Source organism: Paenibacillus cisolokensis (assembly GCF_018403665.1).
Taxonomy (GTDB): Bacteria; Bacillota; Bacilli; order Paenibacillales; family Paenibacillaceae; genus Paenibacillus_AH; species Paenibacillus_AH cisolokensis.
On the sequence record NZ_BOVJ01000055.1, the window covers coordinates 1 to 13,035 of the forward strand.

The 13,035-nt window shown below is 46.8% G+C and carries 8 protein-coding genes and 2 pseudogenes; 6 read left to right on the forward strand and 4 right to left on the reverse strand.

Annotation, left to right across the window (positions count from 1 at the left end; genetic code table 11):
* Window positions 1-841 precede the first annotated feature (841 nt).
* The 5 genes and pseudogenes from PACILC2_RS07515 to PACILC2_RS07535 all read left to right on the forward strand — a co-directional run bounded on the left by PACILC2_RS07515 (window position 842) and on the right by PACILC2_RS07535 (window position 6,992).
* The gene (locus PACILC2_RS07515; RefSeq protein WP_213528409.1) at window positions 842-1,867 is read left to right on the forward strand and encodes a DUF4145 domain-containing protein; all 1,026 of its coding nucleotides are present in this window, start codon (window positions 842-844) and stop codon (window positions 1,865-1,867) included.
* Window positions 1,816-2,871, forward strand: a complete 1,056-nt coding sequence (locus PACILC2_RS07520) for a DEAD/DEAH box helicase family protein (RefSeq protein WP_213528410.1) — start codon at window positions 1,816-1,818, stop codon at window positions 2,869-2,871. Before PACILC2_RS07515 ends, PACILC2_RS07520 begins: the two co-directional genes overlap by 52 nt.
* Before the next feature lie 2 nt (window positions 2,872-2,873).
* Window positions 2,874-4,103: a type I restriction-modification enzyme R subunit C-terminal domain-containing protein gene (locus PACILC2_RS07525; RefSeq protein WP_213528411.1), complete on the forward strand. Its 1,230-nt coding sequence runs from the start codon at window positions 2,874-2,876 to the stop codon at window positions 4,101-4,103.
* Window positions 4,100-5,517 (forward strand): annotated as a pseudogene (locus PACILC2_RS07530) (class I SAM-dependent DNA methyltransferase). The gene PACILC2_RS07525 and the pseudogene PACILC2_RS07530 overlap by 4 nt, the downstream one beginning before the upstream one ends.
* Window positions 5,517-6,992: a restriction endonuclease subunit S gene (locus PACILC2_RS07535; protein WP_213528412.1), complete on the forward strand. Its 1,476-nt coding sequence runs from the start codon at window positions 5,517-5,519 to the stop codon at window positions 6,990-6,992. The pseudogene PACILC2_RS07530 and the gene PACILC2_RS07535 overlap by 1 nt, the downstream one beginning before the upstream one ends.
* Before the next feature lie 619 nt (window positions 6,993-7,611).
* On the opposite strand, the gene PACILC2_RS07540 is transcribed toward PACILC2_RS07535, so the two are convergent.
* From PACILC2_RS07540 to PACILC2_RS07550, 3 genes are all read right to left on the reverse strand, one after another.
* Complete coding sequence (locus PACILC2_RS07540) at window positions 7,612-8,793, reverse strand: MFS transporter (protein ID WP_213528415.1); 1,182 nt, start codon at window positions 8,791-8,793, stop codon at window positions 7,612-7,614.
* 11 nt (window positions 8,794-8,804) lie between these two features.
* Complete coding sequence (locus PACILC2_RS07545) at window positions 8,805-9,485, reverse strand: type 1 glutamine amidotransferase domain-containing protein (RefSeq protein WP_213528413.1); 681 nt, start codon at window positions 9,483-9,485, stop codon at window positions 8,805-8,807.
* Window positions 9,486-9,644: 159 nt separating this feature from the next.
* Window positions 9,645-10,514, reverse strand: coding sequence for a LysR family transcriptional regulator (locus PACILC2_RS07550; protein ID WP_213528414.1), 870 nt, complete (start codon window positions 10,512-10,514; stop codon window positions 9,645-9,647).
* A 422-nt stretch (window positions 10,515-10,936) separates the two neighbouring features.
* Between PACILC2_RS07550 and PACILC2_RS07555 the strand changes: the two genes are divergently transcribed.
* Window positions 10,937-11,173: a hypothetical protein gene (locus PACILC2_RS07555; RefSeq protein ID WP_244863333.1), complete on the forward strand. Its 237-nt coding sequence runs from the start codon at window positions 10,937-10,939 to the stop codon at window positions 11,171-11,173.
* A gap of 856 nt (window positions 11,174-12,029) precedes the next feature.
* On the opposite strand, the pseudogene PACILC2_RS07560 reads toward PACILC2_RS07555, so the two are convergent.
* Window positions 12,030-13,030 (reverse strand): annotated as a pseudogene (locus PACILC2_RS07560) (transposase).
* Window positions 13,031-13,035 lie beyond the last annotated feature (5 nt).

The window sequence follows — 13,035 nt, forward strand, 5'->3', positions numbered from 1 at the left end:
CTGGCAACGTATCGCCGCCAAAGTCGCTGCCTTAGAATGACGTTTACCACAAATTAACATGGAAACCGTTTAGCCCTGTCTTATGGGGAGGGGGAAAGACTACCCTCTTTTCAGAATCGTCGCGTAATCCAACTGGGTATTTCCCTGTTTATTACAGTTGTTGCCCACTAATCCTGCTACAAACTGGCCACCATTATGGGCTTTCGAAATTCAGGTTAATATCAAAATTCCCTAGTCTGGAAAGCTACAGTGAGCTTGCATACTATGTATCCAGATTACAGCAAAAAGGTTTTATCGAGTTTAATGGGGATCCGTTTGTCAAAGGTGGGAGAATGAATTCAAAGTTCAAGAATAATGTGTTCAGTATAATGTTTGAAAGGGTTCGTATAACCGATAAAGGAATTTTCTATCTTGATTTAATCTAGAACAATCCGAGTATTGGCAACTAGCAAAAAGGATGAGGTAATTCTTCAGCCCCTCATCTTTTTAGAGTGGAATTCTTTATGACGCGAAAGTTACTACCCACGACTGAGGCTAGAGGGCTTCACCAAATTTAAAAACATTGCTTATGTAGAACAAGGGAACGAAACTATCGGTAAAATGCTGACGAAGTTTCGTTTTTTTCTTTTTAACGTGGAGAGCACTATTATTATGAGTGAGCGAAAGCATTATGATATGCGAGGTTGAAATTTGGAAGGAACACAGCAATTACATGTCGAATTTAGTACTAATACTTAGGTCTTATTTTGATAAGAAATTCATGATCGTGAGATACATGACAGCAGGATGATGCAGCATTTGAACCCAAGATATCGGACATGATCTCAAGAGGAGGACAAGGATGAAATCGAATTTTATATTCTTGGATCGCACCTTTCCGATCCTTGCTCAAATAGGCAGTGCTGCTGAAGAGTACCTTTACTCAGACCCTAATTCTTGCTTGATTAAATTGGGATTAATCGGCGAAACGATTGTGAATCTCATGATGCAGCTGGATCATATTCAGCCTCCAGCTTACGATAATACCCATGCCAATCGGATTAAATCATTGAAAGCACAGGGACTATTACCACGTGAAATCGACGATATTTTATACAGCCTTCGGATGGCACGGAATAAGGCTGTGCATGCCAATTACGACTCGCTAGAAGATTGCAAAGTGTTAATGGGGATGGCCCATGAATTGTGCATATGGTTTATGCAAACCTATGGAGACTGGCAGTATAATCCGGAGCGATTTGAACTGCCTGCTGAGAAGCGTCTCACCAAGAGTGATTACGAAGCAATTATTCGCGAAAAAGAAGCAAAAATTGAAGAACTTACGAAACTTGCTCAACAAATCGAATCCACTCAAAAGCTAACGATAGAAGAACGGGCATCAAGAGGCAACCGTGCCTTAGAGCAGCTTCATCTCTCGGAAGAACAAACGAGATATATTATTGATGAGCAACTGCGCAAAGTGGGTTGGGAAGCAGATACAATCAACTTGCGATATTCCAAGGGGACTCGGCCGCAAAAAGGGCGAAATTTGGCGATTGCCGAATGGCCGACACGGAATCATCAGGGTAAAACGGGCTATGCCGACTATGCTTTATTTGTTGGCTTGCAGATGGTGGGCATTATCGAAGCCAAACGAAAATATACGGACATTCCTTCTGTCATCGACAATCAATGCAAAGAATATGCACAGGCAATTAGAGAAGATCATGCTTCTTATCAAGTAGGTCAGTGGAATCAATATCAAGTGCCGTTTGTCTTTGCAACGAACGGACGGAAATATTTAAAACAGCTGGAGACCAAATCCGGGATTTGGTTTTGGACGTTCGGAAAAACTCCAATATCCCGAAAGCACTTCAAGGCTGGATGAGCCCTGACGGCATAATGGAATTGCTGAGCAAAGATATAGATTCTGCGGATCAAAGGTTGGAAGCGACCCCTTATGATTTGCTGCGTGATCCAGACGGACTGAATCTCCGCGAGTATCAAATTGAAGCTATTGAAGCAGCAGAACGGGCGATTCTGAACGGTCAAGATAAAGTGCTGCTTTCGATGGCTACGGGAACGGGGAAGACAAGAACGATCCTTGGCATGATCTATCGTTTCTTAAAGTCCGGCCGTTTTCAGCGGGTGTTGTTTTTGGTAGATCGTACTTCTCTGGGTGAACAAGCCCAAGATGTATTCAAAGAAGTGAAGATCGAAGAGCTCATGACATTGGACAATATCTACAACATCAAGGAGCTCACGGACAAAGAAATTGATAAAGAAACGAAAGTCCATGTGGCCACGGTGCAAAGTATGGTGAAGCGGGTGCTGTATAATGAAGGAGATACGATTCCGGCGGTCTCCGATTACGACCTGATCATTGTGGATGAAGCACATCGCGGATACATGTTGGATAAAGAGATGAGCGATGACGAGCTGCTGTATCGGAATCAGGATGATTATATGAGTAAATACAGCGCAGTGATCGACTATTTCAATGCGGTAAAGATCGGGCTAACGGCAACACCGGCTCTACAAACGACGAGAATTTTTGGACAGCCTGTATATAATTACTCCTACCGCCGCGCTGTTATTGAGGGTTATCTCGTAGATCATGATGCACCCCATACGATTGTCACGAAGTTGAGCCAAGAGGGTATTGTTTACAAAAAAGGCGAAGTCGTGCCGATCTATGATCCAGTGACGGGGGAAATCACCAACAGCGGCGAGTTAGAGGATGAGCTAAAGTTTGATGTAGAGAAGTTTAACCGCCAGGTCATCACGGAACCGTTCAACCGCACCGTGTTAACGGAAATCGCACGGGACATTAATCCTGAAGGGGACGCAAAAACACTCATTTTGCAGTGGATGACAGTCACGCGGATTTAATTGTGAAGCTGTTGAAGGAAATCTATGAACCTTATGGTGTGGACAACGACGCCATCATGAAGATCACGGGCAGCATTGGCGGCGGTAATCCGAAAAAAGTACAGGAAGCCATTAAGCGTTTCAAAAATGAACGATATCCGAACATCGTCGTGACGGTTGATCTTTTGACCACAGGGATTGATGTGCCGAAAATTACGACCTTGGTGTTTATGCGCCGGGTGAAATCTCGGATTCTGTTTGAACAGATGCTGGGGCGGGCGACGCGTCTTTGTCCAGAGATCGGAAAAACGCACTTTGAAATTTATGACCCTGTTGGGGTGTATGAGTCGCTGGAAGACGTCAACACGATGAAGCCTGTCGTGCAGCAGCCGAATACGTCCTTTGACGATCTGTTGAAGGGACTGGAAGTGCTGCCCACGGAGAAACAACTGCAAAATCAAATCGATCTGATCGTAGCGAAAATGCAGCGCAAGAAGAGAAGCTTGTCGCAGGACGGACTGGCGCATTTCCGCCATGCTGCCCAAGGTGACACACCGGATCAATTCATTCAGAAAATTAAACAGATGCCTGTGGAGCAGGCCAAAAATTATATTCTTGAACATCGGAACGTATTTGATATATTGAATGAAGGCATCGGACGGAAACCAAGAGCTGTGGTCATTTCCGATAAAGAGGACGAACTTGTATCCCATCAGCGTGGATATGGGAAGGGGTTAAAACCGAAAGATTATTTGGATGAGTTCAAAGCATTTATTACGAATAACATGAATAAAATCGCTGCGTTGGAGGTTGTCTGTACCCGACCAAGCGAACTGACGCGGGAAACGTTGAAGAGCTTGCGGTTGGAGCTGGATCGGGAGGGATTTACCGAGCAACAGTTGAATACGGCATGGAAGCAGTTGTCCAATGAGGAGATTACTGCAGACATTATCAGCTTCATCCGGAAGGAAGCATTAGGATGCGCGCTGTTGAGCCGTGAAGAACGAACAAAACGTGCGATTGCAAAGCTGAAAGAAAAGCATTCTTTCAGTAAAATGGAACTCGATTGGCTGCAGCGGATCGAAAATGTACTGCTGCATGAAGCCGTTTTGGATCGGGATGTGTTTAACAGCGGTGCATTCAAGAATCAAGGCGGTTACAATCGGATCAATAAGATTTTCCGTAACCAACTTGATACCATTATTACGGATATTAATCACTATTTGTTTGAAGACGGGGGACAATCAGCGTGAACAACCAAGAAATTGTCGCAAAACTGTGGAACTTATGTAATGTTCTCCGAGATGACGGAATTACCTATCATCAGTACGTCACGGAGCTTACCTATATTTTGTTTTTGAAAATGGCAAAGGAAACCGGTACAGAGGAGCAAATCCCGGAAGCTTATCGTTGGGATCAGCTGTTGAAGCATCAAGGTGTGGAACTGAAACGGTTTTATAAAGAGCTTCTCAATTATTTGGGGGAAAATACGACGGGACGCGTGCGGGAAATTTACGCAGGCGCATCTTCGAATATTGATGAGCCAAAAAACTTGGAGAAGATTATTACGTCCATTGATGCCCTCGATTGGTACTCGGCGAAGGAAGAAGGCTTGGGCAATCTGTATGAAGGGTTGCTCGAGAAAATGCCAATGAGAAGAAGTCGGGTGCAGGTCAATATTTTACACCGCGGGTGTTAATTGATGTGATGACGCAGCTTGTTGCACCACAGCCAGGTGAGCGGTGCAATGACCCGGCTTGCGGCACGTTTGGTTTTATGATTGCGGCGGACCGTTATGTGAAGGACCATACGGATGAGCTGTTTGCCCTTTCTCCGGAAATGCAGGAGTTTCAGCGAAAGGAAGCTTTCTCGGGCTGCGAACTCGTGCATGAAACCCATCGATTGGCGCTCATGAATGCGATGCTTCACGATATTGAAGGGCCGATTATGCTTGGCGATACGCTGTCCAACATAGGCAAAACGATGAAAGATTTTGATGTGGTGCTGACAAATCCACCTTTCGGTACGAAGAAAGGCGGCGAACGTGCAACACGGGATGATTTCACCTATCCGACGTCGAACAAGCAGCTGAATTTCTTGCAGCACATTTATCGCAGCTTAAAACAAGACGGTAAAGCCCGTGCCGCAGTCGTTCTGCCGGACAATGTGCTTTTTGCTGACGGTGACGGGGCTGCGATTCGTAATGACTTAATGGACAAGTGTAATCTGCATACGATTTTGCGCCTGCCAACGGGAATTTTCTATGCCCAAGGCGTGAAGACAAACGTGCTGTTCTTTACCCGCGGCAAGACGGATAAAGACAATACGAAGGAAGTTTGGTTTTACGATCTGCGCACGAATATGCCGTCTTTCGGCAAAACGAATCCGTTGAAGCACGAGCACTTCGATGGGTTTATTAAGGCCTATACGGCAGAAGACCGCCGCCAGGTTCAGGATGAGCGATGGAGCGTGTTTACTCGCGAGCACATTCGGGAAAAGAACAACAGTCTTGATCTTGGGCTCATTCGGGATGACAGCGTTCTGGATTATGAGGATCTTCCCGATCCGATCGAAAGTGCAGAGGAAGTCGTCGCTCAATTGGAAGAAGCGATTGATTTGATCCAAAGCGTTGTGAAGGAACTGAAGGCTTTGGAGGTTAACCGCTGATGGCTAAAAGGAAGAAGAAACAGGAATTGTCGCCTGAAGAGTTGCTGGAGCAAGCATTGGTGCCTGAGGATGAGCAGCCGTATGAGGTGCCAGAGAATTGGGTGTGGACGAGGTTAGGGAATGTTACGACAATAGTTGGAGGGGGTACTCCTTCATCTAATGTAAAAGAATATTATGAAGATGGTCATATTCCGTGGATTACTCCTGCAGATTTATCAGGTTACACTGAAAAATATATTGCTGCGGGAAGGAAGAATATAACTGATCTAGGTTTGAAATACTCATCAGCCAGATTAATGCCGAAAGGAACGGTGTTACTTTCTTCTAGGGCACCAATTGGGTATGTTGCTATAGCTGCAAATGAATTATGCACTAATCAAGGGTTTAAAAATTTCTTGCCTTCAGAGGCCTTTCTACCAGATTATCTGTACTGGTATTTATTCCTTAACAAAGATCTGCTGGAATCTTATGCTAGCGGCACTACTTTTTTGGAGTTATCCGGAAGTAAAGTGGGGCTAGTGGAATTTCCTTTAGCACCACTCGCAGAACAACAACGCATCGTCGATCGTATCGAAAGTCTGTTTGCCAAGCTTGATCAGGCTAAGGAATTGGTAGAAAATGCGTTGGATAGTTTTGAAACACGTAAAGCTGCTTTTCTTCATAAAGCTTTTACAGGTGAACTTACTGTTAAATGGCGTAAAAATAATCCTAATGTTGTGAATACAGTTTTAGAGGATGTTGCTAAGTTTGCAAATAAATTATCTAAAAAAGACAGGGAAAATATATTAGAAGGACAAGCATTAGCAAAGTTGTCCTCAATTCCAAGCTGGTATAATTCTACAATTGGTGCCATCGGTATTGTAACAAATGGCAGCACTCCATCTAGAAAAATTCATGAATACTGGAACGGAGAAATTCCATGGGTAAGTTCAGGGGAAGTAAGAAATAATGTAATACGTTCTACAACAGAAAAGATAACGAGATTAGGTTATGAAAACTCCTCAGTGAAATTACTACCTGCTGGAACTGTATTAATTGCCATGATAGGGGAAGGTAAAACTCGCGGGCAAAGTGCTGTATTGGAAATTGAAGCTACTACTAATCAAAATGTGGCCGCTATCATTATTGATCATGGATTTGTATGCCCTCGTTTCTTATGGTATTGGTTACAAAAAGAATATCAAAAAAACCGAGAAAAGGGGAATGGTACAGGTCCTCAAGCTCTCAATTGTCAGCGTGTCAGAGAGTTAGAGTTTGTTATTCCTCCGTTTCTTGAACAACAAGAAATAGTAAGAATTTTGGATAGTATTTTTGAAAAGGAAAGAGAGATAAATGAACTTGTTTCTGTTATCTCCAAAATAGATCTAATCAAAAAATCTATCCTCTCTCGCGCCTTTCGTGGAGAACTCTGCACAAATGATGAAACAGACGAACCAGCTCTTGAGTTACTTAAGAGAGTGGTTGTGAACCACTAGTCTTTACTCGAACAATTTATTGAACATAGAGTGTAAATGTCAGTATAAAAAATTTTTGAGGATTTGCTACAGACTCCCCTCGGTTTTTGTAGTCACGGAGTAGCCAAAAGGGATAAAATGCGCTAATTTTTCCTAAAAAGAATTAACACCAAATAACATGATCAAGTCCCGAAAACCAGCATACAATAAGGCTTCTTGATACTAATTAAAACATTATAAAACCAATTAAAAAATTTGAGACGAGGGTTCGACTCCCCTCGCCTCCACCATGTAAATCCACAACCGCATGAGGTTGTGGATTTTTGCTTAATTGGCATTTACTTCGGAAAACAGATCAGAGCCACCCGAGCGATTACCTCTTGCGGTTGCATTATCTCAATAAGTTGCTTCTGCCACCTGCATCAGCGTGTCGTACACGGAAGCGGCGGAATGAGGGATAGGGGATACTATACGAATCCTATTAAATATGTAAACGACTGGAACCTCACAGTCTCGCAAAAAAATTAATATTAGGAGAAGAAAAAAATGTTCTCGTCACTCGTCTGTGACAAGAACATTTGTACTTTGCCGAAAATGACAACATAGCGCGTCAGCCGCAACGGTTGGCATAGCGCTCTCATCACCGGCGGCTCTGGCGATATCCCCACAAGGTGAACAGAATGCCCACGATGGTAACCAGGGAGGCTGTCCAAGGGACGGCTTTCAGCCCGCCGCCGATGCCGTAGTCGATAACGATTCCGCCCAGATAAGCGCCGAGGGCATTCCCAAGGTTAAACGCCGCGATGTTCAGCGTTGAGGCCAAGGTTGGCGCTTCCTTCGCAGTGTTCAACATGTGTAGCTGCAATCCCGGCACAGTGCCGAAAGCGGCTACGCCGAGAAGGAAGACGACGATCAGGGTTGCGATTTTCCATTGAACCAAGGTACCCAGCAGGGCCAGCACCACAGCCAAAAACACGAGAATACCGATCAGCGAAGGCAACAACATACGGTCGGCCAGTTTGCCGCCGTAGATGTTGCCGAGCGTAATTCCGATCCCAAACAGAACGAGAATGTAAGAGATGGAGTCGACAGGGAAGCCGCTGATATCCACCAGGATCGGCTTGATATAGGTAAACGCTGTGAATACGCCGGCGAAGCCGAAGGTTGTCATCAGAAGCGCGACCAGTACCGCGGGACGCCGCAGCACCCCAATTTCTCGACTCAACCGGGAAGGCGCGGCTTGAATGCGCGGGACGAGCATGATCAAGCCGATCAGCGCTACGCTCCCGATGGCCGTGATCGCCCAAAATGTCGTTCGCCAGCCGGATTCCTGCCCTATGAACGTTCCGATCGGCACGCCGAGGATGTTCGCGAGCGTAAGGCCGGTAAACATCAGGGCGATGGCGCCGGCCCTCTTATCTTTCGGCACGAGCTCCGCGGCGACCACGGAGCCGACGCCGAAGAAGGAGCCATGTGTCAGCGCTGCGACAATGCGGGCGAACATGAGTACGCCATAGGAAGGGGCGAGAGCCGCGAGGGCATTGCCCACGATGAAAATCCCCATTAGGAGCAGAAGGAGAGCCTTGCGCGGCATGTAATGAGTAACGACCGTGATGAACGGTGCGCCGAGGGCTACTCCGAGCGCATACCCCGTGATGAGAAGACCCGCCTTCGGAATCGAAACGTTCAGGCTTACCGCGACTTCCGGCAACAGGCCCATGATGATGAATTCGGTCATTCCGATGGCGAAAGCGCCTAGCGTCAGCGCGTAAATGGCCATCGCGGAGTTGCGGTGCCAAGTGGCCGTATCTGCGTGGGGCATGCCGTTGCAATTCAAAATGAGGCCCCTCCTCTCCGAAGATGGTCAATCACGGCATTCGTGACCGCGACCGTCGATTGCGGATTTTGGCCGGTGATTAGATTGCCGTCAGCTTCATAGTGGGAAGTCCAGCTCGGAGCGGCAACGAAGATCGCACCCAGCTCGCGGAGCCGGCTTTCCAGCAGAAAAGGGAGATGCGATGCCAGACCTGTCTCTGCCTCTTCCCGGTCGGTGAACGCGTTCACGCGTTTTCCAGCGACCAGCGGGCTTCCGTCCGACAAGAAGGTACCAACCAGAGCGGCCGGGCCGTGGCAGACAGCGGCGACCAATTTGCCGGACTCATAGAAGTCGCGCAGCAATGATTGGAGCTCGCGGTCGGCCGGGAGGTCGTACATCGCGCCGTGTCCGCCCGGCAAGAAAATCGCGTCGAAACTTTCATGAGCCAGATCGTTCAGCTTCATGGTGTTATCTAGTCTCTTCGCCGCTTCTGCGAACGACGGATCATCCGAATCCGCACTTACGCTGGCGGGATCCACCGGTACTTTTCCGCCAAGCGGGCTGGCCACAACCACGTCCCAACCTTGCTTGTTGAACCCGGTATAAGCTTCCGCAAATTCCGACAACCAGACGCCCGTTGCTTTTCCTTCATGAATATGAGAGTGGCTGGTAACTACCATGAGTATTTTTTTCGACATTTTGGAACCTCCTGAAGGTTTGCTTTTTTTTGTTGCAACGCTATTCTAAGTCTGAATCTCTCATAAAACAAATTATGAAATTTACAACAAATCATAAAAATATTTATGGATATGGGGGGCATAAAAAAGACCAGAAGCCGATGGGACTGGCTCTGGCCTTCAAATATGTTCGCGGATGACCTTCATGATTTGTTGAATTTCGGGAATGTACTTGTGTTTGCTTTTGTATGCAAAGAACAACTCGTTCCGCACGGACAGGTCCTGATAAACAACCTGAACATATCCTTCTTTCGCCGTTTCCAGCAGATAGGTGGGGACCACACTCAGACCTGCGCCTAACTTGACCAGACGGAGAATCATGTGCAGATTCGGAATGACGTAAGGCGTTGACAGAATAGGGCGCTTCTTGAAACGTTCCCTCCACAGCCTCCGAATTATCGGCAGCTCCGGCCCGTACGCGATCCACTTCTGTTCAGTGAGCCAGCGTTCTTGGGCTTTCAAGGTTTTGGCTTCGGGAAACTCCCAGTGGACCGGTGCGACTATGGCGAATTCCTCTTCGCACAGTTTCTCGTACTCAACTCCCGGCTTCAGAAATTTCTTGGAGGTAATGATGAGATCCACTTTGTCCACTTCCAGGATGTCAAGCAGCTTGTCCGCAGTTCCGAAATGGGAAATCGAGCAGGTCCCGAATTTCAGCAGCAAGGGGAGGATTTTTTCTTGGTAGAACTCCGGCGCCGATCCGATTTTGATCCATTTCAGGCTAGGCAGCGAAGAAGTTTTGATATCCGCACTTAACTGCTCCAGCGCTTCGACGAGAGGAGCCACCTCGGAATACAGCAACTTCCCACGCTCGGTCGGTATCATTTTCCTGGCCGTCCGGACGAACAGCGGCTCGCCGACTTCGGACTCCAAGGAGGCCAGATGCTGGCTCATCGCCGGTTGAGTCATAAATCGGGATTTGGCGGCTTCAGAAACCGAGTTGTGCCGATAGATGAAGACAAAACTTCGATACCACTCGAAATCGATCACGTAAACGCCTCCGTTTTGGGTTTATGGTAATGATAGCACAGAGACAGGGTGGTTGCCTGCGGCTTTTTCTGTTTCATCATAAATTATATCTCCAACATTCTTTCCGTTTCCAATTGCGCTGCTCATCATCATCGTTTTTATAAAAGCTGACGGAAAAAGCAGAAACGCATAAGGAGCCTGCAGGAAGATTCGAAGAAGTCGGGGGAACGACAGACGAACGATCATTATTAATTGCAATTTCACCATTATCCTTGCCGATTTCTAATCTAATCTAATCAGCTACTTCATCGGCACTCTAATCATCATCGATCGACTGATATTCGGCTAAATGGAAGGAGCAATAGACAAGTTTTGTGCCACGAAAACAACAAATACGGGGTGAGGAGCGAATGCTCTCTTTTTTATGCCCGAAGGCCATAGGAATGATTAATAAAGTATCGATCCAGCTCAATCGAAGCCTGATCTGCAGCGGCGTTGCGATTGTGGAACGAGATGGGGCAGAAGTCTGCATCTTCTTTGATTTAGTCAAAACCAAACCACTGAAAGTCATCGTCGGGATCCGCGGAAGGGAAGTACCCGAGCGGGATGCGGACGTCTATGAAGCCGCGCTGAAGCACAACGTTCCGCTGAAAATCGGGACGTATTCCATTACGGCGTAGAGTTGAACGAGGGGCAATAGAAATGAAAAAGCCAATCTGCTTACTCATGAACTGCCGTTTTCCTTGGCTAAGAGAAATTAATGAACAAAGTGGGAATTTATTGTTTTTGCCAACTGTGGATTTACCTTGGTACGGTTCGCCTCCATACAATGAAGAAGGGTCCCGACCGTCAGGTCGGGGCCCTTCTTCATTGTACATGAGACGAAGAGGGGGGAGGGTTCGTCCGCGCGAAGGGAGCGGCTGCAGAACGCCAGCTTCGGATAGCAAGTTGAATCAGGATTTCGATACTCCCCTCGCCTCCACCATACAACCGCATGAGGTTGTGGATTTTTGCTGTGTAGATCGAATTGATCAAGTTGAACCTTGGGGTAGAAGGGCAATAATCTATTCAAGTTTGATTTTAAGTAGGGATGAGCGTATACATTGGATGAATGCAAATATCGAACATGGTGATCTTGTCGATAAAAGTTTGGCTTCATATGTAAAATCATTTATTTAGGATAATCCATAAACATTGCACTTAGCCCCTCGGAATTTGGATCAATTGGAGGAACTGTGGAAATGTCCATTGAGGAAATTATTAAAGCCCTCGAAAGAACTGGGGACGATATAGTTTACATTGATTTAGAAGAATCAAAGAAGTTAATAATTACAAATATTCCCTTAGGATTGAAAATTCAGCCTGAATTTCGAAAGCCCATAATGGTAGCCAGTTTGTAGCAAGATGAGTCGGTAACAACTGTAATAAACAGGGAAATACCCAGTTGGATTGCACGTCAATTCTGAAATGAGGGTAATCTTTCCCCCTCCCCATAGGATCGGGCTGAACGGTTTCCATGTGAATTCGTGGTAAATGTCATTCCAAGGCAGCGACTTTGGCGGCGATACGTTGCCAGACGCAGCGGTTCGCGAAATCTTTAGCCAGTTTCAGAACGACTTGTCGGCTATGCTGAATTATCTTAGCTGCACAGTGGAAAAACTCTAGACGGAACCGGGCAATCGGTATCCTTGAAGGACCGATTCGCAACAGTCTCGCTTGAATCTCTCGTAGAGATTGTAGGCGAGTAGCTTGATGAGCAGGTCGAAGCTTCCAGTAGCGGCATCGCCCTACTTCGGCCTGAAGTCGCTGCGTCCATTTCAACTTCCCGACATACCCAATTCGCTTGGCTTCCCATAGGCTGTAGAAGTCTTCGCCGCCAAATCCCTTGTCAAACCGAGCGTACTTTACCGGACGGTCACCAAGCAGTTCAAAGATCTGACGGAGGAAGGCGGCTGCATCGGTGGAAGCGTGCGTATTCCCAGCACGCAGTACTGCATTCAGGCACAGGCGCGACTGGCCCTCAAACGCCATCAGCGGATGGTAACTTTTACGTCCGGGTTTGTGGGGATTCGTGCCGACTGCCGCTCCCTCTTGGTGACCGTATACCGTTTCCACCGTGGAGTCTAGGTCCACGATGAGTTCAGAAGGCAAACAGGTTGCCATAATCTGCTGATTCAGCTTTCGCAAATCCAGCGTTAAGGTTGGGCGGGTCTCGCCGAGTCGATTCAGTTCCTTATACAGCAGGGTGTGATGCGGACAGCGCCCGCCGAGAAACCGCCGGATGAGCGCGTCGTGTTGCAGCCTGCGGAAATGAAAGAGGCGTTCGCATCCGAGTATCCAGCCGACAATGAGATAGAGCAGGATGCGGAAAACAGGGAACAGGGAATTGCCTTGCTTGGTACAATTTAAATTCTGCAAAGCCTTATCGAGCTTGATTTTTCGAGATATTCCAGAAAGATTTTGCTTCCTCCAACATTTGTGGCGTTTTGCAAGGTAAATTCGGTCTTGATTTTGCTGACGGGTGTGGTAGACTTCACCTAAA

Coding starts and splice junctions, on each gene's coding strand:
- PACILC2_RS07515 (WP_213528409.1), top strand. CDS start 842: ATGAAATCGAATTTTATATTCTTGGATCGCACCTTTCCGATCCTTGCT.
- PACILC2_RS07535 (WP_213528412.1), top strand. CDS start 5,517: ATGGCTAAAAGGAAGAAGAAACAGGAATTGTCGCCTGAAGAGTTGCTG.
- PACILC2_RS07540 (WP_213528415.1), bottom strand. CDS start 8,793: ATGCCCCACGCAGATACGGCCACTTGGCACCGCAACTCCGCGATGGCC.
- PACILC2_RS07545 (WP_213528413.1), bottom strand. CDS start 9,485: ATGTCGAAAAAAATACTCATGGTAGTTACCAGCCACTCTCATATTCAT.
- PACILC2_RS07555 (WP_244863333.1), top strand. CDS start 10,937: ATGATTAATAAAGTATCGATCCAGCTCAATCGAAGCCTGATCTGCAGC.